Raw genomic sequence first — 23,865 nt, 5'->3', positions numbered from 1 at the left:
TTCGTTATTTTATAAAGGTTAAGTCATGTCTAATTTATCTAAATCATGCCTCGTGCTCGGGGTGTGTCTGCTGTCTCCAACGTGGGCGTTTGCAGCCATTAAAGAATATCATCTGAATATTGATGAAAAGACCATCAATTTGACTGGTAAAGCGGTCAAGAAAATCAGCGTCAATGGTCAGTTTCCAGCGCCTTTACTGGAGTTTGAAGAAGGCGATGATGCGGTCATCCATGTACATAATCAGCTCAAAAAACAAAATACCTCGGTGCATTGGCATGGTCTATTACTGCCCGGTTTAATGGATGGTGTACCCGGTTTTAATGGTTTCAATGAAATTCAGCCCGACGGTAGCTTTACTTACAAATTTAAAGTCCGTCAAAGCGGAACCTATTGGTATCACGCGCATTCCAAAGGCCAAGAACAAGACGGATTGTATGGCGCTTTGGTAATTTATCCGAAAGGTAAACAAGCACTTGCCGCACATGAACAGACTCAACGTGATTATGTGGTCATGTTGTCGGATTTTCATGAATCATCTAGCGCTCAGATTATGGCAAATCTGAAAAAGTCTGCCGAATACTATCAAAATCAGCGTGAAACAGTTTCAGATGTATGGACGCAAATTCAACGAACAGGTTTAAAAAACACTTGGCAAGATCGTTCGATGTGGAATCAGATGCGAATGCTGAAAACGGATTTGTCTGATGTCACGGGTTATACGTTTTTAGTGAATGGCAAAACACCACAGCAGAACTGGACGGGGATGTTTAAGCCCAATGAAAAAGTCAGACTTCGTTTTGTAAATGCTGCGGCCATGTCGTTTTTTGATGTGCGCATTCCTCAGCTCAAAATGACGGTGGTCAGTGCAGACGGCCAAGCGGTCAAGCCGGTCAATGTCGATGAATTCCGAATTGGTGCTGCGGAAACCTATGATGTGATCGTAGAGCCTAAATCTGCGCACTATCAGATAGAGGCTGAGTCGATTGATCGGACAGGATTTGCGATAGGCACTTTACATGATGAAACGCAGCCTCAGCACTCAGGCATTCACATGCCAAAAGCTCGGCCACGCGCTTTGCTGACCATGGAAGATATGGGCCATGGTTCAATGTCGGGTATGGACCATAGCAACATGGGACATATGGCTACAGGTTCAACCCAAACTTCAGCAAGCCAACAAGCGAATGCTCATGAGCACAGCGCGCATACTGTCAATCCATCAAATATTCAGCCGAAACAAGTTCATGATCATGCAGCTATGGGACATGACATGGAGCATTCTCCAGTGACTGCACATACTACTATGCAACATCCAGAGATGCATAAACAGAACATGTCTGATTCAGCGCATGCCAATATGGATCATAGCGTGATGGATCATTCATCCATGAAACATGATATGCATACAGCGATGGAACATGCACAGTCTAAAGAGGAGAAGCAGGCAGTTGAAAATTCAGCAACGGTTATGGGTTGGGCCAATGCTTCAACACCTGTTGGTAATAAGGCACTGCAATATAGTGATCTAAAAGCGTTAACGCCACAGCCTGATACACGTGAACCGACGCAAGATTTAGTCATTCATTTGGGTGGAACGATGGAACGCTATATGTGGACCATGAATGGCAAAAAATTTAGCGAAGCTGAACCACTAAAAGTGAAATATGGTGAGCGAATCCGACTGAAATTTGTCAATGACAGCATGATGGCGCATCCGATGCATTTACATGGCATGTTTATGCAATTGGAAAATGGGCAAGTGTCTTCTGAAATGCCAAATAAACATACGGTGATTGTGCCGCCGGGGAAAACAGTGACGGCTCTGTTAACGGCCAATGAATTAGGGGAATGGGCGATTCATTGTCACTTGCTGTATCACATGTCCGCAGGGATGATGAATAAACTTGTGGTCGCAAATGTCGCGGAGAATACGAAAACAGCATCTGTGCCGAAAAAGGAGGTGTCTCATGCGCATCATTAAATCATGCACATATACAGTACTGAGTTTAGGTTTGGCATCGGTCACTCAAATGACCATGGCGCAAGATGCACATCACAGCATGTCGATGTTAGCTCAACATGAGTCGCATTCCTCACATGATTCGTCGCATCAAGTGATGCAAACAAGGATCGAATCGAACAAGATGGAGCATACTGCAGAACATGCAGAACATGCAGAACATGCAGAACATGCAGAACATGCAGAACATGCAGAACATGCAGAACATGCAGAACATGCAAAAGCATCATCTATTGCGTCACGTGCTGATTCTGCGCAGCACCCTGTTGATCATAAGCGTGAACATGGTGGACAGATTTATCAAGCGACTGAGATAGACAATCGATGGCTATATAATGTCGATGGCCGAGGAAGTTTAAAGACCGAAATTGAGAGTCGAATCGGGACCGATAAAAATAAGCTCTTTATCAAACTACATACCGATAAAGCAGAATCTCAAGATGCAGATTATGCGGCTCAATTGATGTATAGCCGTATGATCTCCGACTTTTGGGATGCGCAAATTGGTGCGCGTTATTGGGTCGATGAACATCAAGTGACGGACAAAGAACAGTTAGATGCTGTGGTGGGTTTGCATGGTCTGGCACCGTATTTCTTTGAAACCGATGCTTATTTATATCTTGGTGCAGATAAACAGGTCAGTTTTTCTTTAGAAACCGAACGTGATTTGCTGCTGACCCAAAAATTGATTTTAAAACCATATTTGAACCTAGATGTGGTGCTGAGTGATGACTCTGCTTATGCACAAAAAACAGGACTCAGTTCTGTATGGCTAGGGCTAGAAACACGCTATGAAATCAATAAAAAGCTGATGCCCTTTATCGATGTTGCTTACAGCTACGAAAAAGGAAATCAGCATACGGCATGGCAAGCTGAAACTGGAAGTGAAAAACACTGGTGGTATGGCGCAGGCCTTCGTCTGAAGTTCTAATAGAAAAATAGACCAAATAAAGAGGGCATCATCAACTGGTTTTGGTGGTGCCTTTTTTATCTCTGAATCTGTCCTTTGAAAAGATATGCCATGTTTTGGCGCAATTCATCTGCACAAGTTTTTTCCTTAACTGAATAACGCCCTGAATTTGGTCAAAAAATGTAAAGACTGCACTAAAATTCAGCATATTTGCTATACTGAGACAATATTAGGAGGAACGACCTCCCTTACATCTTTGTTCGAAGCCAGTAAGAAAAATCGTCAGGACGACCTGACTCTACTAATATGGAGGAAGGCATCATGGCCTGGGTTGTTCTAGTATTCGCTGGTATTTTTGAAATCGTGTGGGCCTATTCGATGAAGCTCTCAGAAGGCTTTACAAAACTTGGCCCAAGTTTAGTTACTTTATTTTTTATGATCCTGAGCTTTGGTTTATTGGCCTATGCCATGAAAACGTTGCCTCTGGGAACAGCTTATACCATTTGGACAGGAATCGGCGCGATTGGCTCATTCCTCGTGGGTATTTTTATACTCGGTGAGCCTGCAACTGCCATGCGGATGTTAGCCGCAGTACTGATCATTTCGGGTCTAATCTTGATGAAATTATCTTCAAGTTAATATGTTCTAAAGCACAGCGGTCATTGATCCCTGTGTTTTTTTTATGGGTAAAAATATGGCTTGGGTTTTATTAATTGTAGCGGGATTACTTGAGGTGGTTTGGGCCTATTGTATGAAAGTCTCTGAAGGCTTTAGCAAACTGACGCCAAGTATTTTGACCATTATTTTCATGATCGCAAGTTTTGCTTTATTGTCTTATGCAATGAAATCCTTACCGCTGGGTACAGCCTATACAGTGTGGACAGGCATTGGTGCAGTGGGTTCATTTATCCTCGGCATCGTTGTATTGGGTGAGCCTGCAAATGCCATGCGCATGCTAGCTGCGGTCCTGATTATTTCAGGACTAGTCTTGATGAAATTATCGTCCTCCTGAATAATGAAGTGCTGCGATTTCGAGCTTGGAGTATGTCATGCAATTTTCTTATCAGTTTTTAGATTCGCCCGTTGGACAACTAAAACTTGTTGCACATGAAACCGCATTGGTGGCCGTTCTTTGGGAAAATGAAAATCCAAATCGTGTGCGATTGGCGGCTTTGGTTGAAGATCTGCAACACCCGATTTTGCTCAAAACCGCACAGCAATTAAATGAATATTTTGCAGGTAAAAGACAGCAATTTGACTTGCCGCTAGACTTTGAAGGCACCGCATTTCAGCAACAAGTTTGGCAAGCTCTACTGACGATTCCTTTTGGAGAAACTCGCAGCTATAAACAAATTGCAGAGCAGATCGGCAATGTCAAAGCCGTACGTGCTGTCGGTGCAGCCAATAGTAAAAATCCAATTTCAATTATTGCACCCTGTCATCGTGTCGTGGGGGCGAATGGAAAATTAGTGGGTTTTGCGGGTGGTCTAGAAAATAAAGAAATATTGTTAAAAATTGAGAAATTACAATAAAATAGAAAATATAATTATTTAAATAATGAATCAAATTAATGAATATTTCTCAAATCTTTGCACCCTTCATTTCGACGTTGTGGTGGCTAATTCCATTGTTACTGATTGTGGGGGCAATCAAAGCATTTAAACCTTATTTAAAGGGGAAAATGGGGGAGTTTGCTGTCGCCGTTCATGTCAAACTTTATTTGAAAGACCATTATATATTGTTAAATGATTTGACCTTACCAGATGGCGAAGGAGCTACAACTCAAATTGATCATCTTCTGTTAAGCCCATTTGGTGTGTTTGTGATTGAAACTAAAAACTATAAGGGCTGGATTTTTGGGAGCGAGAGACAAAAACAATGGACGCAAAAAATTTATAAAAAAAGTTTTAAATTTCAAAATCCAATTCACCAAAATTATAAACATATGAAAGTGTTAGAACAGGTGTTGAGCGATATTGTGGATAAAGACAATATGCATTCTGTGATTGTTTTTATGCCTGAAGCAGTGTTTAAAACAGAGATGCCGTCGAATGTTTTTCGGGGTACAGCTTGGGTGGACTATGTTCAAACCTTTCAGCAACCCGTGGTCTCTGAAATGAAACTTAAACGAATACAGTTGCGTTTAGAAAAAGAAATTTTAGAAAAATCGTGGAAAACAAATCGACAGCACGTTGAAGATTTAAATCAACGGCATAATTCATAAACTTCCTGTATGCTGTGGATTGTGAACAGTATCTGAATGATAAAAATAGACGGACAATAACAATGAACGACACGCTTCAACACCTTTATGAATCGACTTTAGATCATCCTGAGCAATACCAAGACTTTTATCAGCAACTTTTATCCAGCCAAGTGTATTGTTTGGGTGAGCGTGATGCTGAGCAGCATTTACATTTTCAATTGATGGAAACGGAGCAAGGCGAGCAAGCCATTCCATTTTTTCTGAGTCTTGAGATGCTACAACAGGATGTTGGTGCAGATGCAGAGTTTGTCATGATCAGTGCTGAAAAATTATTTGCGATTACCAAAGGCGCAAGCTTGGTGATGAACCCGACTTCGGAACATCCTAAAGAGTTCTTGGCAGATGAGATCGACGCAATTTTAGAGTTTGCCAAACAACAAAGCCTTTGAACACTGTAGGTGTAATCAAAGGCTCTGCGGCTACGCTTAGATAGGTGTTTTCACACTTTTTCATTTTCATATTGGGCGATGTGCTTTAAGACTTACATACCGGCTTTGAGTTTTTGCACGATTTCATCAAGTGGTTTGACACGTTTTACTTCATCCCAAAGGAGTTTGGCTTCTGGATAGTGCTTCGACATCATGCCGAGCCATTGTTTATAACGACCGACCATATTCATTTCTTTTTTATACGAGCCATTTAAGAAACGAATTTGTAATCCAAGTAGTTCATGCCATGTAATCAGCGGTTCATCGGTATTACGACGGATACACTGTGTAATGTCAGGAGTGGTCACCGCAGCACGACCAATCATTAGGTCTTCACAACCGGATTCGAGTTGGCACTGTTTGGCATCGGCATTATTCCAAATTTCACCGTTGGCAATCACATTGATTTTCAATGCTTCACGAATGGGTTGCAACTGATCCCAAAAGGCAGGCGGGGTATAACCATCGGCTTTAGTCCGCGCATGGACTGTAACCCATGCAGCTCCGGCATCTTCGATGGCATGCGCATTTTCCATAGTGAAGTTACGGTCCATATAGCCCAAACGCATTTTTGCCGATACAGGAATATGACTCGGAACAGCATCACGCACAGCTTTGACTAACTCATACACCACTTCAGGCTCATCTAGCAGAACTGAACCACCACGGTGGCGGTTGACGGTTTTTGCAGGGCAACCAAAGTTCATATCAATCGCAGGGGCACCAAGTTCTACCGCGCGTACAGCATTTGCCGCGAGCATAATGGGATTGTTACCTAAGAACTGTACATGAACCGGTGTTCCTGCTGCAGTTTTGCCTTCATTGTTTAGTTCAGGACAATAGCTATGATAAATATGATCGGGCAGGACAGAGTCCGTGACACGGATAAACTCGGTTACACACCAGTCAAAACTCCCCACATGCGTCAACACATCTCGCATAATTGGGTCGGTTAAGCCTTCCATCGGCGCAAGAACAAGTTTCACGGTCACACAGCCAAAAATTGAAAAACGGAGTTATACGTGGTTTTGAAAGGGATGTCTAGGTTTTGTGCTTATGGTGACGCGGAACACGAAATGACAAGATTTTATGTAACTATTTGGTGAAATTAGGACCAAAGTCGTAAAGTATTGACTGACATAAAACTTTAACAATAAAATGAGTAAATACATATGGATAGTAATAATAAGAAGATGGCTTGTACTGTTGTTTTTTAATGGAATCAACAACATATACTGTGCTTGAATCTTTTAAGATTTCATGTATGATGGCTGCAACTAGAAAAAAAGTATTGTTTCGTAAATTTTCTTTAAGTATCGCAGTGTTAGTCATAATCCTTCGTTTTTTACAGAAATGAAGTTCAATTCTTTATTATTTTCCAAGTTATAGTCAGTCATCATCCAATGGCTAAATCAACAAATTAATAGGTATTATTATGTCTAATACAGTTACTGGTACAGTTAAATGGTTCAACGAAACTAAAGGTTTCGGTTTTATTGCACAAGACAACGGTCCTGACGTTTTTGCTCACTTCAGCGAAATCACTGGTTCTGGCTTCAAAACTTTGCAAGAAGGCCAAAAGGTTTCTTTCAGCATCGCTCAAGGTCAAAAAGGCCCGAATGCTGTAAACATCGTTGCTCTATAATTTAGACGTAATGAAAAAAAAGCGCTGTATAGCGCTTTTTTTATGCCTGTTGTTTTTATGTGAATAATCAAGATATAAAAAAGAGAGCCGTAGCTCCCTTCTTAATAAAACTTAAAATCGTTTCATCGTCGACTTAGCGGCCCAAAACCATTTCTAAAATAAACTTAGATCCAATAAAGCCGACTGCCAAGAGACAAAAACCAATAATGGTAAAGCGAATAGCTTTTTGACCACGCCAGCCAAATCGATAGTGTCCAATGAGCAAAGCACCATAGACGAACCATGAAATGATGCTAAAGGCAGTTTTATGCGCCAAATGCTGTGCAAAGAAGTTATCGATGGTGAAGAAACCAAACCCAAGCGCCACGGTCAGTAGTGCAAATCCAGCAATCAATAAATCAAATAGCAAAGATTCCATGGCTTGGAAGGATGGAAGCAGGCTCACCCATACACGTTTTTTCTGCTTGTTTTTTAGTTCACGGTCTTGTAAACGCAAAATAACCGCTTGAATTGTTGCCATCAGCAGGACGGCATATGCGGAAAGTGACAAAATAATATGGATGTCTAAACCCAGTGAATGTTGTTCTATAAATTGATTTTGTCGACTAAATGCAAAGCCCAAAATCAATCCCGTCGCTGCCACAGGAATGCCCAACAGGTTCATCGCAAGCACAGGCCGATAGGTACTAAATAATACACTGAGTAATAGCATGAGACCTGAAGTAAAAGACATCAGGTTGAACACGTCATAGTTGACACCCATAGGTGTCAACATGTCGTTATATAAAACACCTGCATGCAATAACATGCCTAAACCAAGTACAACACCAATAAACCAATGGTTCGGCGCACGTTTAGACATTAAATGGCTGAATAAATACCAAAAAGACGTGGTATAAGCGATTAATGCTAGGATCGTGTAAACCAAGGGGAGACTGATCATGTCAAACCTTTTTCAGGATGTTGAATATTCATTTATATAAATTCTGCAAGAACTAAAGTATCCTATAGCATTCTATGCATAAATTTTCTATTTTAAGAAACAATTTTTTGCTCATGGCTATTTTAAGCGGATTTTGCAATGTTTGATACCTTAACAGAACGACTCACGCAGAGTTTAAGAAATGTTACTGGCTCAGGGCAGCTAACCGAAGACAATATTAAAGATACGTTACGCGAAGTACGTATGGCACTTCTTGAAGCCGATGTTGCGTTACCTGTAACTCGTGAATTCATCGCGAAAGTTAAGGAAGAAGCATTGGGCCAAGAAGTGATGACTCAGTTATCACCGGGGCAGGCTTTCGTCAAAATCGTTCATGACGAATTGACCAAAATGATGGGTGAGGCGAATGAAAGCCTAGACCTAGCGGCAAAACCACCAGTTGTTGTGCTTCTTGCAGGTTTGCAAGGTGCGGGTAAAACTACTACTGCGGCAAAACTTGCACGTTTCTTACAAGAACGTCAAAAGAAAAAAGTAGCAATGGTGTCTGCCGACGTTTATCGTCCAGCAGCGATTAAACAGCTACAAACAGTTGCAGGTGAAGTTGGCGCTATTTTCTTTGAATCAAGCGCGGACGAAAAACCGATTACCATCGCAAATCGTGCGATTGAGCAAGCAAAAATTCAATTTGCTGATGTCTTGATTGTCGATACAGCAGGTCGTTTACATGTAGACGACGAAATGATGGATGAAATTAAAGAGCTACATGCAGCAATTAAGCCAACTGAAACATTGTTCGTGGTTGATGCCATGACTGGTCAGGATGCGGCGAATACTGCAAAAGCCTTTAATGATGCCTTGCCGTTGACGGGTGTGATCCTGACAAAAACGGATGGTGATGCACGTGGTGGTGCGGCACTTTCTGTTCGTGCTATTACTGGCAAGCCGATTAAATTCTTGGGTATGGGTGAAAAACTCGATGCCCTAGAGCCATTCCATCCTGAACGTATCGCACAGCGTATTTTGGGTATGGGTGACGTACTTTCTTTGGTCGAAGAAGTTGAACGTAAAATCGACAAAGAAAAAGCCGAAAAAATGGCGAAAAAACTGCAAAAAGGCGGTAGCTTCAACTTTGAAGATATGCTGATGCAGTTTGAACAAATGAACAAAATGGGCGGCATGATGGGCTTCCTGGATAAACTTCCAGGCATGAGCAACTCAGGGATTCAAGATGCAATTGCACAAGCAAATCCTGAAAAGCAAGTGAAAAAAATGGAAGCGATTATTCAATCGATGACCATTAAAGAACGTCGTAACCCAGACTTGATGAATCCAAGCCGTAAAAAACGTATTGCAGCAGGCTGTGGTATGGATGTTGCAGAAGTGAATAAACTCATCAAGCAACATGCGCAAATGGCGAAAATGATGAAGAAATTTGCCAACCCAACAGGTATGGCAAAAATGATGAAATCATTAGGTAACATGCAAAAGCAATTTGGTGGCGGTGGCATGGGACCATTGTTCGGCAGCAAAGATCCGAAGTAATTTGGACATAAAAAAAGGCGCATTCAGCGCCTTTTTTTATGGCTAAAATTTGATAAGACCGCATTCAAAAAATTGCTACGAGAATTATAAGTAAGCACTGGATGAAGGAATTTGTATATGAACTGATAAATACCAATTGAGCTAAATCATTACAAAAACATGCGAAATTGACATTGAGACCGTGTAGATGACAGGTCTAAAACAGAGGTGAAAGTTTGCCTAACTGCAAATTGAAAGCTTTACCCAAAATAAGCATCAAATAATGAATACACCTCATACGCCAGAGAGCCAAAACATCTATCTGATTCATGCTCATCAGGCTTCCCCTAATGAGTATTAGTTTCCTTATTGAGACAAAAGCAGCAAGGGGTAGGACATTATTCTTGGCGCATTAATATGGCAAATGCAGTACAACCAGATTTTGACCATTGTTAGAAGTTTATTTCCCTGCAAATGTCTAAGCTCGATGAAATAAAATTGTTATTGCGCACAGTTTGGGTTGTCTGACAGCGCATTTCAGCCAGCGGTAAGGCAAGATTTAAGCGGGCATTTTTATTTCTGGATTTGTGTATTCCTTTAATTTTTTTCTGAATTAGGCAGCTTTATTTTAAAATGCAAATTGAACCGTCATATGCTGCATCAGCATTTGCCATTGGCCGTGCGCATGCTGTCCAGTGATGATCCTTTTGTTCCGCCGCCGTTCACGCTGAAGTTATCAATAGTGATCCAAAGGTAGAACACTGAAGGGAAAATACAGGACTTTTACGGCTTCATAATGTTTCCAGAATTGCTGGATATTTTGAATCAGCTCATGAAAGTGTTCTAGCAAATAGTCAAGTTTTGCAAAAATTCACAATTGTTTACCCTCAATCTCTAATTTTTATTTCAGACTGAATTCAAAAAGAGGAATGGAGCATGAAATGGCGCAAGTAATTGTGGTGCATGGCTATACCGCGAGCCCTGAAGAGAATTGGTTTCCGTGGATCGCGCAAAAGGCAAAAAAAGCGGGCGTCAGCCTCAAGGTGCTTCGGCTTGATCCATCCAAAACACCCGTCTTAAATGTGTGGATGAAGCAAATGGATGCACAGATTGACGCATTAAATGAAAACTCTATATTAATTGCCCATAGTTTGGGATGTATCGCTGCACTGCATTATCTGTCGCAAAAACTGCAGCATCAGAACATAAAAGCTCTTGTGCTTGCGGCCGGTTTTAATGGCCGCTTGGGACGTCTAGAGCAGGTGAATCCTTTTATTGATGCAGCTAAAATAGATTTTGACTTGCTAAAACAGCAGGTTGAGCATCGGGTAGTGATCTATTCAAAAGGCGATGAGCGAGTGCAACCCGAATTCAGCTTGGCTCAGGCAAAAAGCCTAGATGCACAGGTGATTGAAGCGCGTCATCAGGGGCATTTTATTGACTCTGAAGGCTGTACCGAATTGCCCGAAGTCTGGGATGCTGTGGAGCCGTATTTGATCCGGGCTTAATCTACGGTTGTTGGCCAATATAGCTTTGCAGGCCTTTTAAAAGCAGATCATTATGGACTTCAGGCGTAAAGCGCTGCAGGTATTTGGCAAATAGCGCAGCATCGCCCCCAGTTAAAATTAAGCGACTGGGATATTTCTCAAGCACCTTTTCAATGGTGCTGACCAAACTGAGCAATATGCCATGATGAACAGCGTCGATGGTATTTTTACCAGGAGACAACTCGTCAAAGATGGCATCTGGAATTTTAATGCCTTTGGTGTTTTGGATGAGCGAATCACGTTGTAAATATAAATTTGGCAAAATATAGCCACCTAAATGTTGTAATCCATCCGTTAAGTCAATGGTGAGTGCTGTTCCACAGCTAATGACACAATATTTTTGAGTAGGGTCTTTGACCACTGCGAGCATTTGCAGCCAACGGTCGATCCCGAATTTACTGGTATCTTCATAGGCACAGCGCAAGCCCGCATATTCGGCATGAACTTTCGCAATGGTGACAGGAACAGCTAAAAATTTAAGAATTTTTTGAATCCGATCATTATTTTTCTTGTCGAGTACCGAAGATATACCCACCTGATCTAAGTTCAAACTTTTAAAGTGCTGGATTAAACCGAGTAGGAGTTCGGCAGGCGACTGTAAATGCAGTTCCGCAGCATGTTCTATGATTTGATCGTGTTCAGTAATCCAGTATTTCAGCCGAGTATTACCGACATCGAGCCATAATTTTTTCATCAGTAGGCCTTTGCAATCCTGTTTATGATTGATCTGCTAAACGTAAGCGACCTTGGAAATGATTTTCTAAGCGCTGCGAAGTTTGGATGTTGATCGAACCATCATTTTCAATACCGAGAAAGAGACCTTGGCTTTTGCCTTGTAGGTGTTCAAGCTCAACAGGCTGTTGCATAAATGCAGCATAATGGTTGAATCTTGCAGCGAGGTTATAGCAGTTATGATCGAACCATTCACCTGCAAGTTGAATCGCTGCATAGAGTTCAGCGATTAACTGTAAACGGTTTGGCGAGTGAAGTCCGAGTTCATATAACGACGTTGCGCGTTGCTCAATTCCTGTGGATGGAATCGGAAATAAGTTCATGCCCACGCCGACAATCGCTTGATGTGGCGAAATTGGTTCAATCAAAATCCCGCCCCATTTGCCTTGTGGGCTATATAGGTCATTGGGCCATTTCACTTGTAATGCGAGATTTTGCAAACTTGGCATTTGCAAGATATTTAAGGCAATTTCGAGTGCAAGCCGTCCATCTATCGCTGTCTGTAAATTCAGCAATGTGCTTAAATAGATATTACCAACGGGTGAGACCCATTGATGATCGCGTTGCCCACGGCCTTGAGTCTGTTGTTCACTGCATACCAATACATGTTGGATGCCTTTTTTGGCAATCTCATGGACATCGTCATTGGTCGATGTAGTAATGGGCTTCAGTAATAAAACTTCAGGCGGTTGAGGTACTGTGCTCAGCAATTGCTGTAAGTGTCTGGTCTCTAAATCCATTTGAATCTGAGAGTTGTGGAATAATATTGATGGAGTTAATCATATATTTACTGATTGGTGCAATCGCTGGTTTTGCTGCGGGGCTATTTGGTGTTGGCGGTGGCCTGATTATTGTGCCGATTTTATTCATCGTCTTTACCCAACTTCAGTATGACCCCAGTGTGATTATGCACATGGCGGTGGGCACCTCTTTGGCCACGATTATTGTGACCTCACTCAGTTCGGTTTCGGCTCATCATAAAAAAGGTGCAGTACTGTGGAATGTCTTTCGGAATTTGGCACCGGGTTTGGTGATTGGTTCATTTCTCGGTGCAGGCATTGCAGATTATTTATCAGGGCAGGGTTTGCAACTGTTAATTGGCTTTTTTGCGGTCTGGGTGGCCTTTAAAATGTTTCGCGGTGCAGCGACACCAGTCGATCCGAATAAACATTTACCCTCACAAGCCATGCAAATGGCAGCAGGCGGTGGTATTGGGATTGCTTCTGCGATCTTCGGTATTGGTGGAGGTAGCTTAACCGTCCCGTATTTGAATAAAAACGGCGTCATTATGCAAAAAGCGGTCGCGACATCTGCTGCATGTGGTTTACCGATTGCGATTGCAGGGGCCCTTGGCTTTATGTGGTTTGGTCATCATGCCGATATCGAGGTTCCCAATACCATTGGTTATATCCATATTTATGCATTTATCGGGATTAGTGTAATGAGCTTCATCACTGCGAAATTGGGTGCGAAAGTGGCTCATATGTTGTCGCCATTTATGCTAAAGCGTTGTTTTGCATGTTTATTAACAACAGTCGGCTGCTATTTTATTTACCAAGGTGTGCAAGCCTTTGGCGCTTGATTGTCCGTTTTGACTGACAAAATTGGCTTTATTGACACAAGATTGTCAGACAATGTCATGTTCAATTAGGTTGCTTATCGTTTCTAATGCAAATAGATTGAGTGTAAATCTGAACATTGCATCTTATAAAAAAAAGATAGGAACAGTATGCAACAACAAGAAGCGGACAGTTTGTCAGAACAAATTGCCAAACACATCGGTGAACAAATTATTCGCGGTGAGTTGGTCGAAGGCGAGCGTATTCAGGAACTTAGAGTTGCGGCCGAATTGGATGTGAGTCGTGGCTCTGTTCGTGAAGCTTTATTGATTTTAGAACGGACCCAACTCATTGAAATCTACCCGCGACGTGGCGCCTTAGTCTCTGAAATGTCGGCTTTACAAGTGCGCTCATTATTTGATATTGCAGCATTATTGTTGGGCCAAATTGTGCATCGTATGGCGGAAACGTGGCGCAGCCATGAAGCTGAGCGTATTCAGTTATTACTTGAACAATTAGATGTAGAAACTCGCCAAGGCAATACCGAAAAGTTTTATGATCTGATTTTTCAGGGCATGGCTCGTCAGCATGAAATGGTGGGAAATACCTACCTGATGCGTTATTACCAAGAATTGTTGCCATCACTCAGACGCAGTTATTTTCTGACACTGAATATTTCACGACGTGAACTCCAAGAATCTTTTGATTTGTTTAAATTGGTGACTGATGCAGTTTTAATCAGAAAATCACATCAAGCCACTTTATTTATGGAAGATTTTTGTCGACACTTACGCAACCTTGTGTTGGAATCACTAACACGGATGAAACAAATCGAATTAGCGTGGGCGAGACGTTCACGCCGCTGATCAGGACATTATGCGTTTAAGCAGTTTAAAACTTTCCGGCTTCAAATCTTTTGCCGATAGCACAACTCTAAAATTTGAAGGCAACCGTAGTGCGGTTGTTGGACCGAACGGCTGTGGTAAATCCAATGTGATTGATGCCATTCGCTGGGTTATGGGGGAGTCCAGTGCCCGTCAATTGCGTGGTGGCACCATGCAAGATGTTATTTTTACCGGAACGGCAAAGCGTAAACCAGTCGGGATGGCGAGTGTTGAACTGCGTTTTGATAATACCTATGGCAAGCTAGGTGGCGCTTATAATGCCTATACTGAGCTTGCAGTTCGTCGTCAGGTCAATCGTGATGGTAAATCCGAATATTTCCTCAATGGCACTAAATGCCGCCGTCGTGATATTACCGATATTTTCTTAGGCACCGGTTTAGGTCCACGTTCGTATGCGATTATTGAACAGGGCATGATCAACCGTTTGGTCGATGCCAAACCTGAAGAAATGCGTGTGTATATTGAAGAAGCCGCAGGGGTTTCTCGCTATCAAGCTCGTCGTCGTGAAACTTTACAGCATCTAGAACACACCACTCAAAATTTAGAACGTCTCGAAGACATTGCATCAGAACTGAAGTCTCAGCTGAAAACCTTAAAACGTCAGTCTGAAACGGCGGTGCAATACAAAGAATTAGAAACCCAAATTCGTACTTTTAAGATCGAAGTGTTGTCTTTCCAATGTGAGCAAAGTACGCGTTTACAGCAAGAATACACGCTTCAGATGAATGAGCTCGGGGAAACCTTCAAACTGGTGCGTTCTGAGCTAAATACTCTAGAGCATGACTTATCTTCCACTAATGCTTTATTTCAACGGCTTATTCAGCAGTCCACGCCATTACAAAGTGAATGGCAACAGGCGGAAAAGAAACTGTCTGAGTTGAAAATGACGCTGGAGCAAAAGCAGGGTTTATTTGCACAAAATTCGGCAAGTTTGGTGGAGCTTGAAAAGCAAAAAGCTCAAACCAAAGAACGTTTACAGCTATTAGAGTTACAACTGGAAACGCTGCAAGAACAGCAAGATGGATTTGTTGAGCAATTACAGCGCCAAGAAAGCAGTAGTCAAGATCAGACTCAACAATTAGCTGATTTGAAAGCTCAGCATCAACAAGCGGTTCAACAATTTGAACAATGCCGTGGGCAAGTCGAAAAGCAGCAACAGCAAAAGCTACAGATGTTGGCGCAGAGTGAACAATTGACCAAAAATATTGGTCGAATTGAGCAACAACGTGAGATCCTGCAACAGCAAAGAGGTCAAATTCAGCATCAGGCGCAGCAAGATGAGTTGGAGCAGTATCAGCAAGATAAGCAACAGCTCGAACAACAAATTACGCAACAAGAGCAGGTGATTGCCGAAACGCAAACACTGCTTGCAGCTGCACAAGAACAGCAGGCACAGCATAAAAATATGGTGCTGCAGCTAAAGTCAGAAATACAGGTGCTGTTGTCAGAGCAGAAAAACCTAAATCAATTAATGATTAAAGCTAGTCCAAAGCAGCAAAGCCAGCGTCAACATTTAATGCAGCAGTTGCAGTTGAGCACACAAGGTAAACAGCATGCACAACTGGTCGAGAAATTTTTGTCTAAATGGCTGAGTGCCCAAGTCTTGGGACACAGTGATAATTTTCAAGACAGTGTTGCACGTCAGGTCAAAGGCAGTCACCACACCGCAGCACAAATCGTTGGATTAGATGCTTTGGCGACGTGGATTGAAGCACCACAGCTTTCAATCTGGCAGCAAGTCGCAATTGCCGAAACATTGCCGATGGCATTGAGTCATCAGGCTAAACTGGCTGCTGGTCAGTCGATACTCACGCTCGATGGTTATCATGTCGGTGCAGATTGGGTGATTGGTCTAGATTATGATGAGGACAGCCAAGCAGGGCAAGGTGCATTGAGCCACCGTATTCGTTTAGGTGAATTGACTGAATTACTTGCAGAGCAGCAGCCAAAGCTAACGCAACTAGAAGGCCAATTGCCTGAGTTGCAAAATGCCGTACAAGCTTTACAGCAAAATCTGCAACAGCAACATAGCCAATTAAAAAATTGGCAAAAAGACATTCAAAATGCTGATGTTGCCATTGCGAAGGTACAAAGTTCCAATCAGGCTTTTGCATTACAAAAGCAGCAGTTAGAAGATCAATTACAGCAACTTGAAGCACAGCTTGAAGAAGATGCCATGCAAAAAGACGATTTAGAAATAGATCTGCATGCGCTGACGATGAAGCTTGAGCAAGCTTTGCCCAATTATAAGACCTTGCAATTCCAAGTTGAGGAATTGAGTCTAGCGCTGGAAAGTGCTCAGCAAGTGGCATTACACAGTCAGCAAGAATTGGAAATCGTGCGTCGTCAGTCTGTACAGACGAAACAACAGATTGAATTATTAGAAAAAGACACGGTCTTTTTAAAAGCGCAAACTCAGCAAATTCTTGGACAGATGGAGCAGGCAAAGAAATTTGTCGATCCGGTACAGTTAGAATTGCCTGCGCTTGAGTCACAGTATTCTGAACAGGCTCAAGTCACTGAACGTTTACAAAAAACCTGGAATGGCTGGCAGCTTGAACTCAATAATGTTCAGAGCAAACAACAGACATTGACCGAACAACGCCATTCACATCAACAGCAAGATGAAAAATTGCGTACGCAATTGGAAGAAAAGCGTCTGGCTTGGCAATCCGCGCAGTCTGATTTACAGCATTATTCTGAACAGCTGAAAGAAATGAACAGCGAAATGCTGACGGGCTTAAGCATTGATGTGGTATCCCATCAGCAAAAACTAGAAAAAGCACAGCAGCAGTTTGATAAATTGGGTGCAGTCAACTTGGCTGCGGCAGAAGAATATATTGAAGTTTCTAAACGCTTTGATGATTTAAGCCACCAAATTGATGACTTGCAAAAGACCGTTGAACAACTGCAAGCTGCGATGAAAAGCATTGATCAGGAAACGCGGAAGCTGTTTATGACCACTTTTGATAAGGTCAATACAGAACTTCAAGCGTTATTTCCGAAAGTATTTAATGGTGGTGAAGCAAGCTTAAGCCTTGAAGATGGTTGGCAATCGGGTGTAAAACTGATGGCACGACCACCGGGTAAACGAAACAGCTCTTTGGCATTATTGTCAGGTGGTGAAAAGGCACTGACCGCATTGGCTTTGGTTTTTGCGATTTTCCGCCTAAATCCTGCACCATTTTGCGTTTTAGACGAAGTCGATGCACCTTTAGACGATGCAAATGTAGGAAGATTTTGTAATCTTGTAAAAGAGCTTTCAGAACAAGTGCAATTTATCTACATTACACACAATAAACTGGCTATGACAATGGCAACTGACTTACTTGGTGTGACCATGCCAGAACCAGGAACTTCAAAATTAGTGACTGTGAATATAGAGCAAGCCAAAGAATACGGTTTAGCTGCGGAGGCATAACATGGAAATCACCACTATAGCTGGGATTGTAATCGCTGTAATTATCATGGTTGTGGGTATTCGAATGATGTTTCGTAAACCTGCAGATGCAGCGCCATCACTTGACACCGAATTACATATTGATCCTGATAGTCAGCAACCTGTTATTCCGCGCCATGTACGAAATCAGTTAAATACATCTGAAACCACGCAACGTGTTGAGCCGACTTTGGCTGAGGAAAAAGTCACAGCGGTTGAAGTGACTGAAACTGTTCAAGCGAATGTAACGCAAGAAGCAACGGCAGCTGAGCAGAGCGCTGAGACGACGGCAAAGACTGAGACGACTACGACGGATCCTATTTCAGTTGAAAACGCTCAAACTGCGACAGAAGACAGTACCTTGTCTACAGAAGCCACTGAATCTACGACAGATAAATCTGTAGCAGATTTAGCCAATGAAACAACGACTCCCGCGACGGATGTTCAGGCTGAAGTTGTCCCTGCAGAAAAAGCGCCAGAATTTAGTGTAAATAGCGCAATTGAAAAAGCTGAAATTAGCGATTTTGATGAAGAAAGCAGTATTTTGGATGCGCATTTACATGAACAAAAAATTGTTGATGAAGAAAGTGCTTTAGCGACTGCGGAAACTTATATCGCCTTAAATGTGTTCCCGGATAGCCGTGCCTTGTCGGGGGAAAAAGCATTAAAAGTGTTACTCAAATACGGCCTGCGTTTTGGCGAAATGGCCTGTTTCCATCGCTATGATGAAGAAGGTACAAAGTTATTATTCTCTGTATTGCAAATGAATAATGATGGCGCTGCGCAAGGTTTTGATCTTGAAACTTTATCGACTGAAGAAGTAAAAGGTTTGGCTTTCTTCTTAGCGCTGCCACACAGCGATGTACAAAATGCCTTTGATACCATGGATAGCATTTCACGTCTAATTGCCCGTGAAATTGACGGTACTGTGTATGATCAAAATAACCAAGAATTTACACCGCAGATGCGTGAACATTGGCGTCATCAAGCGATTGATTATCGTCAAGGTCAAGCTATCGAAGTCTAAGCGTCTTTGATTGAAACTCACCGAGTGGGTTTCTATAATAGCAACAGATAATGAAATTTGAGGGCGGAGCATGAACCGCCCTTTTTTATGGTGAATGTATGACACAACAATCCACTGTCGTTGCACAGATGCGACAACTGATTCAACTCTTGGCGAAGCATAACCATGCCTACTATGTCATGGACACGCCAGAAATTGAGGACAGTGAATATGATCAACTTTTTCACCAATTAAAAGCTTTAGAAGAGCAATACCCTGATTTAGTACAACCTGATACACCAACTACAAAAGTGGGTGGAAAGGCCTTGTCTAAGTTTGAATCTGTAACCCATGCAGTACCCATGTTGTCATTGGGTAATGTGTTTAATGCAGAAGATTTATTTGCCTTTGCGCGTCGTGCGGAAGAGCGCTTGCCGAATCAAAAAATTGAATATGATGTCGAATTAAAATTTGATGGACTGGCGATTTCTCTTTGGTATGAAAATGGTATTTTAGTCCGTGGTGTGACACGGGGTGATGGTGAAACTGGGGAAGACATTACCCAAAATGTAAAAACCATTCGTAATTTACCTAAAGTACTGACTTCTACACAGACTGAAATTCCAAGTCTGCTTGAAGTCCGTGGTGAAGTTCTGATGCCAAAATCAGGCTTTGAAAAGCTTAATGCTGAAAACGAAGCCAAAGGTGAAAAAACCTTTGCCAATCCACGAAATGCAGCAGCAGGAAGCTTACGTCAACTCGACCCTGCAATTGCGGCTTCGCGTCCTTTGGCTTTTTATGCCTATGGCATTGCACAGTGCGAACCACATCATGGTCAAACCACCATGTCTGCTAGCTTAGAATGGCTGACACAGTTTGGTTTTGCTGTCGGTGAACGTCACTTTATATGTGACAGCATTCAGGACGTACAAGCTGCGTATGAGCAAATGATCATTGATCGACCAAGCCTGAGTGTTGAAATTGATGGCATGGTGATTAAAGTGAATAGTTTGAAACAGCAGCAAACTTTAGGTTTTTTAAGCCGTGAGCCACGCTGGGCAACGGCATATAAATTCCCTGCAGTCGCAGCGCTGACGACGATTGAAAATATTGATTGGCAAGTGGGGCGTACAGGGACTTTAACTCCAGTCGCACGTTTAAATCCTGTTGCAGTCGGTGGCGTAACGGTTTCCAATGTCACTCTACATAATATTGGCGAAATTCACCGTTTAGATGTCCGTGTGGGTGATACAGTCAGTGTCTACCGTAGTGGCGATGTGATTCCAAAAGTGGAAAAAGTATGGCCTGAATTCCGTCCTGTAGATACGGTAGAAGTTCAGTTACCTGCATATTGCCCAGTCTGCTCATCTCCAGTGGTGATGCCCGAAGGTGAAGCCTTGGCACGTTGTTCAGGTGGTTTGTACTGTGCTGCACAGCGTATTGAGGCGATTCGTCACTTTGTATCGCGTAAAGCTATGGACATTGAGGGCTTAGGCGACCGTTGGGCGGAATCACTTTTACATTTGGATCTGCTCAAAGATGTTGCTGATATTTATAGCTTGCATGCGCATCGTGAAAAATTACTGACTATTGAAAAAATGGGCGAGAAGTCGGTTCAAAACCTCATCGATTCTATTGAAAATAGTAAGAAAACGACACTAGGCGCATTTATTTATGCACTTGGCATTCGAGGCGTGGGTGAAACCACGGCACGCATGCTCGCCAATACCTTCCAAACTTTTGATGCGATTCGTCATGCAGATCTCGAATCCTTGAAAAAAACGCCAGACGTTGGTGATATTACCGCTGAATGGATTGTCGACTTTTTCCAAGCGCCGCATAACCTCGAAGTGGTTGATCGTTTGTTGGCAGCTGGGATTCATTGGGATGCACCTGTTGCACCAAGTCGTCAGCCGCTGAATGGCGAGAGTTGGGTGATTACTGGAACATTGAGTACCATGGGGCGTGATGAAGCGACGCAAATCCTTCAAGCCTTAGGCGCACGTGTCAGTGGTAGTGTTTCGGGTAAAACCAAATGTGTAGTTGCAGGTGAAAAGGCTGGTTCTAAATTAGAAAAGGCTGAAAAGTTGGGTGTACCTGTGATGAGTGAAGAGGAGTTTATTTCCTTTGTACAACAGCAAAATGCTTCTTAAGTATTGAAAAATTTAACCTGAAAACGTAGTTACTTTTGAACAAACGCCTGATGCATTGCATTGGGCGTTTTTATTTTCGGTGCTTAACATGATTGAGTGAGCGTATCAGTTGTTGGTGATAGATCAGACAGTATTCCTCAACATTACTCACGAAATATTTTGCTAAAGCGTGAATGTATTGAGATACAATTTTAGCCATAAAAAAAGCAGCTCTTATGCTGCTCTTTTTATTCAGTGATCACATTATTCTTGATCAACTTTCATCGGTTTTACATCCATTTCTTGATATGAAACTAACTTGGTTTTGTGTTTCCACTTATAACCAAACCAAATGGCAAGGAATAAGAAAATACCAATATAGGTAGAAACAACGGCTAACCACTCACCATCTAAAACGGCTTGATAGTTCTGACCAAGGACCACGATGGCACACAAAATAAAGGCAAACCAAGGTGCAAATGGGAAGAATTTTGCACGGTAAGCAAGATCTTCCAATTTATTGCCTTGAGCCAAGTAGCCTTTACGGAAGCGATAATGTGAAACTGCAATACCGAGCCACACAATAAAGCCACACATACCTGACATGTTCAGTAACCAATTAAAGACCGCTTGTTCACCGATAAATGTGGTTAAGAAGCACAGTGCCGCAATCGCCGTTGTTGCATAAAGCGCATTCATCGGTACACCACGTGCATCTAAGCGACCAAAGACTTTCGGCGCACTGCCTTTACGTGCCATATCAAACAGCATACGAGTAGAGGAGTACATACCAGAGTTACCCGCTGATAAAATCGCAGTCAAGATCACAGCATTCATCACCGATGCAGCAAAAGCAAAACCTGCTTTTTCATACAGTAAGGTAAATGGTGATAGTGCAATATTTTCAGTAGATGCTGCTTGTAATAAACGTGGGTCATCATAGGCAATGAGAGTGCCGATAATGAAAATACACACAATATAAAACAACAAGATACGCCAGAAAATTTGCTTGATAGCAATAGGAATGGTCTTTTCAGGATCTTTCGATTCACCTGCAGCCACACCAACCATTTCAGTCCCTTGGAAAGAGAAACCGGCAATCATGGCCACACCTATCAAGGCAGATAAACCGCCGACAAATGGGGCTTCACCCTTGGTCCAGTTGGCAAATGTCTCTACGCCCGGTGTCAGCATGATTTTGCCAATCATAAACAGGCCGATAATGATAAAGGCAACAATTGCGAGCACTTTAACAAGCGAGAAGAAGAATTCGGATTCACCGAAGCCTTTTACGGTCAGTGCATTAATGGCAAAGACGATTGCGAGGAAAATCGCACTCCAGTAGAAGCCCGGAATATCTGGAAACCAGAATTTCATAATGAATTGGACAGCAACCAATTCAAATGCAACGGTAATTGCCCAGTTATACCAATAGTTCCAACCCAAAGCGAAGCCGAAACCACCCTCGACATACTTTGTGCCGTAGGTAAAGAATGCACCCGAAGTTGGGTTATGTGTTGCAAGCTCACCTAGACTGGTCATCAAGAAGTAAATCATGATACCAATTAAGCAGTATGCAAGCAGGGCGCCACCCGGGCCTGCATTGGCAATGGTTGCTCCAGAGGCAAGAAATAAACCTGTACCAATTGAACCACCAATTGCAATCATGTTGAGATGGCGAGCACCCAACTTACGTTGAAGCTGAGCTGGTTTTTGAGTTTCGCTCATCATTGTTCCTTAAGATTTTTTTGCGTGCTCGCAAACAAGACTTTAAATCCTTGTTGGTCGGCTTTGATTGTACATTGACCATAATGCTGCTCAATTAAAGTCGGATAATTGAGGAATCGGTTGGCTACAATCCAAAGTTCGCCCCCAGACTTCAAATGTCTGCGCGAAGTTTTGCATAGATTTTCACTGGCATTGTAGTCGGTTTGAATCCCTTGATGGAAGGGTGGATTGCTGACTATGGCATGTAAAAATAATGGAGCATCCTCGATTCCTGTGACCGCTTTAATCTCAAGTTGTTCAGGTTCAAGCAAATTTTGTTCAAATGTCATTTGTGTAGACGCTAGTGCAAAGGCATCTACATCCATGGCAAAGATACGATTTTTAGGATTCAGTTTGGCTAAATAAGCACTGATAACACCCGCACCACAGCCAAAATCTGCAATTTTGCCAGAAGTCACCTGTGATAAATAAGGCAATAATGTAGCCGTACCCACATCTAAACGGTTCTGGCTAAATACACCTGGCAGTGCGCAAATCGTAAGCTCACCATTTGGGGTTTCAACTGGATATTTTTGCACCCAATCTTGCAATGGCTTCAGTGCGACAGTTTTTTCCAATAGGGTTTGCCACATTTGACAGTGACGCGCACTATCAATTTTTAGGGTTTTACCAAAGGGCTGTAATTGTTTTGCAGCACGTTCAACACCGCCTTTTTTCTCACCCACGAGGAAAATAGACGCACCTTGAGCAAGATGACTTGCGACATTGTGTAATAAATAATTTAGCAGTTCTTTTGATTTTGGAACAAAAATAACCGCTTGATCAAACTGACCTTCAGGAAAATCGACACCAAAATGGACGTTTGACTGTTGATTTTGAAAGTACTGAAAATCATTAAAATTCCAGCACCAAATCGATGGCTTAATATTGTCATTCAATTGACTGAGTAAGTCATCTGTCGGTGCATTTACGAAAAGCACGCGATCTTGTAATAAATCGATCTGTCGTATAACGACTTCACTTGTGAGATCCATAGATTTCTCCATCATAAAAAACACTGCCTAGGGCGGAACCTAGGCAGTGT

General features: G+C 42.4%; 21 protein-coding genes. 15 read left to right on the top strand and 6 right to left on the bottom strand.

The annotated features are described in order from the left end of the window. Positions 1–25: 25 nt before the first annotated feature. The 7 genes from FTT99_RS14725 (at position 26) to FTT99_RS14695 (ending at position 5,585) form a co-directional block, all read left to right on the top strand. On the top strand, positions 26–1,981 hold the full coding sequence (locus FTT99_RS14725; RefSeq protein WP_180130264.1) for a multicopper oxidase domain-containing protein: 1,956 nt from the start codon (positions 26–28) through the stop codon (positions 1,979–1,981). Continuing rightward, positions 1,968–2,951, top strand: coding sequence for a copper resistance protein B (locus FTT99_RS14720; protein WP_180161625.1), 984 nt, complete (start codon positions 1,968–1,970; stop codon positions 2,949–2,951). The genes FTT99_RS14725 and FTT99_RS14720 overlap by 14 nt, the downstream gene beginning before the upstream one ends. A gap of 300 nt (positions 2,952–3,251) precedes the next feature. Next, the gene (locus FTT99_RS14715; protein WP_078191168.1) at positions 3,252–3,569 is read left to right on the top strand and encodes a multidrug efflux SMR transporter; all 318 of its coding nucleotides are present in this window, start codon (positions 3,252–3,254) and stop codon (positions 3,567–3,569) included. Between the two features lie 55 nt (positions 3,570–3,624). After that, positions 3,625–3,942, top strand: coding sequence for a quaternary ammonium compound efflux SMR transporter SugE (gene sugE / locus FTT99_RS14710; protein ID WP_111884830.1), 318 nt, complete (start codon positions 3,625–3,627; stop codon positions 3,940–3,942). Between the two features lie 37 nt (positions 3,943–3,979). Further along, a complete protein-coding gene (locus tag FTT99_RS14705; protein WP_180130268.1) occupies positions 3,980–4,462 on the top strand; it encodes a methylated-DNA--[protein]-cysteine S-methyltransferase in 483 nt (160 codons plus the stop codon). Between the two features lie 38 nt (positions 4,463–4,500). Further along, complete coding sequence (locus FTT99_RS14700; RefSeq protein WP_180048993.1) at positions 4,501–5,154, top strand: nuclease-related domain-containing protein; 654 nt, start codon at positions 4,501–4,503, stop codon at positions 5,152–5,154. A gap of 62 nt (positions 5,155–5,216) precedes the next feature. Further along, entirely contained in the window at positions 5,217–5,585 is a 369-nt protein-coding gene (locus tag FTT99_RS14695; protein ID WP_180034571.1) for an SseB family protein, read from the top strand. Between the two features lie 92 nt (positions 5,586–5,677). Here FTT99_RS14695 and FTT99_RS14690 read toward each other — a convergent pair whose 3' ends face one another. Further along, on the bottom strand, positions 5,678–6,610 hold the full coding sequence (locus FTT99_RS14690) for a tRNA-dihydrouridine synthase (RefSeq protein ID WP_180103085.1): 933 nt from the start codon (positions 6,608–6,610) through the stop codon (positions 5,678–5,680). Positions 6,611–7,059: 449 nt separating this feature from the next. Here FTT99_RS14690 and FTT99_RS14685 point away from each other — a divergent pair, with 449 nt between their 5' ends. Further along, positions 7,060–7,269, top strand: coding sequence for a cold-shock protein (locus FTT99_RS14685; protein ID WP_067761877.1), 210 nt, complete (start codon positions 7,060–7,062; stop codon positions 7,267–7,269). A 133-nt stretch (positions 7,270–7,402) separates the two neighbouring features. Here the strand turns inward: FTT99_RS14685 and FTT99_RS14680 are convergent, their stop codons facing one another. Next, positions 7,403–8,212 carry an inner membrane protein YpjD gene (locus tag FTT99_RS14680; RefSeq protein WP_078191164.1) on the bottom strand — a complete coding sequence of 270 codons (810 nt, stop codon included), beginning with the start codon at positions 8,210–8,212 and terminating at the stop codon, positions 7,403–7,405. Positions 8,213–8,350: 138 nt separating this feature from the next. On the opposite strand from FTT99_RS14680, the gene ffh reads away from it, so the two are divergent. Next, the gene (gene ffh, locus FTT99_RS14675; protein WP_078191163.1) at positions 8,351–9,754 is read left to right on the top strand and encodes a signal recognition particle protein; all 1,404 of its coding nucleotides are present in this window, start codon (positions 8,351–8,353) and stop codon (positions 9,752–9,754) included. Positions 9,755–10,674: 920 nt separating this feature from the next. Then, a complete protein-coding gene (locus FTT99_RS14670; protein ID WP_180078270.1) occupies positions 10,675–11,241 on the top strand; it encodes an alpha/beta hydrolase in 567 nt (188 codons plus the stop codon). Between the two features lies 1 nt (position 11,242). Here FTT99_RS14670 and FTT99_RS14665 read toward each other — a convergent pair whose 3' ends face one another. Beyond that, the gene (locus FTT99_RS14665) at positions 11,243–11,974 is read right to left on the bottom strand and encodes a type III pantothenate kinase (RefSeq protein WP_180078268.1); all 732 of its coding nucleotides are present in this window, start codon (positions 11,972–11,974) and stop codon (positions 11,243–11,245) included. 22 nt (positions 11,975–11,996) lie between these two features. Continuing rightward, a complete protein-coding gene (locus FTT99_RS14660) occupies positions 11,997–12,752 on the bottom strand; it encodes a biotin--[acetyl-CoA-carboxylase] ligase (protein WP_180078267.1) in 756 nt (251 codons plus the stop codon). Between the two features lie 29 nt (positions 12,753–12,781). Between FTT99_RS14660 and FTT99_RS14655 the strand changes: the two genes are divergently transcribed. From FTT99_RS14655 to ligA, 5 genes are all read left to right on the top strand, one after another. Beyond that, complete coding sequence (locus FTT99_RS14655) at positions 12,782–13,594, top strand: sulfite exporter TauE/SafE family protein (RefSeq protein ID WP_180078265.1); 813 nt, start codon at positions 12,782–12,784, stop codon at positions 13,592–13,594. A gap of 147 nt (positions 13,595–13,741) precedes the next feature. Further along, positions 13,742–14,437 carry a GntR family transcriptional regulator gene (locus FTT99_RS14650; protein WP_180094405.1) on the top strand — a complete coding sequence of 232 codons (696 nt, stop codon included), beginning with the start codon at positions 13,742–13,744 and terminating at the stop codon, positions 14,435–14,437. 10 nt (positions 14,438–14,447) lie between these two features. After that, positions 14,448–17,897, top strand: a complete 3,450-nt coding sequence (gene smc / locus FTT99_RS14645; protein WP_180130270.1) for a chromosome segregation protein SMC — start codon at positions 14,448–14,450, stop codon at positions 17,895–17,897. Between the two features lies 1 nt (position 17,898). Beyond that, complete coding sequence (locus tag FTT99_RS14640; RefSeq protein ID WP_180130272.1) at positions 17,899–18,942, top strand: cell division protein ZipA C-terminal FtsZ-binding domain-containing protein; 1,044 nt, start codon at positions 17,899–17,901, stop codon at positions 18,940–18,942. Between the two features lie 98 nt (positions 18,943–19,040). Beyond that, the gene (ligA, locus tag FTT99_RS14635) at positions 19,041–21,074 is read left to right on the top strand and encodes an NAD-dependent DNA ligase LigA (protein WP_180130274.1); all 2,034 of its coding nucleotides are present in this window, start codon (positions 19,041–19,043) and stop codon (positions 21,072–21,074) included. A gap of 243 nt (positions 21,075–21,317) precedes the next feature. On the opposite strand, the gene FTT99_RS14630 is transcribed toward ligA, so the two are convergent. After that, positions 21,318–22,781, bottom strand: a complete 1,464-nt coding sequence (locus tag FTT99_RS14630; RefSeq protein WP_180021403.1) for an amino acid permease — start codon at positions 22,779–22,781, stop codon at positions 21,318–21,320. Further along, the gene (locus tag FTT99_RS14625; RefSeq protein WP_180130276.1) at positions 22,781–23,815 is read right to left on the bottom strand and encodes a methyltransferase; all 1,035 of its coding nucleotides are present in this window, start codon (positions 23,813–23,815) and stop codon (positions 22,781–22,783) included. The genes FTT99_RS14630 and FTT99_RS14625 overlap by 1 nt, the downstream gene beginning before the upstream one ends. Between the last annotated feature and the right edge of the window lie 50 nt (positions 23,816–23,865).

The sequence above is a fragment of the Acinetobacter sp. YH12040 genome (genome assembly GCF_013420005.1).
Taxonomy (GTDB): domain Bacteria; phylum Pseudomonadota; class Gammaproteobacteria; order Pseudomonadales; family Moraxellaceae; genus Acinetobacter; species Acinetobacter amyesii.
Note: the sequence above shows the minus strand (reverse complement) of the source record. Positions and strands in the feature narration are given on the sequence as shown.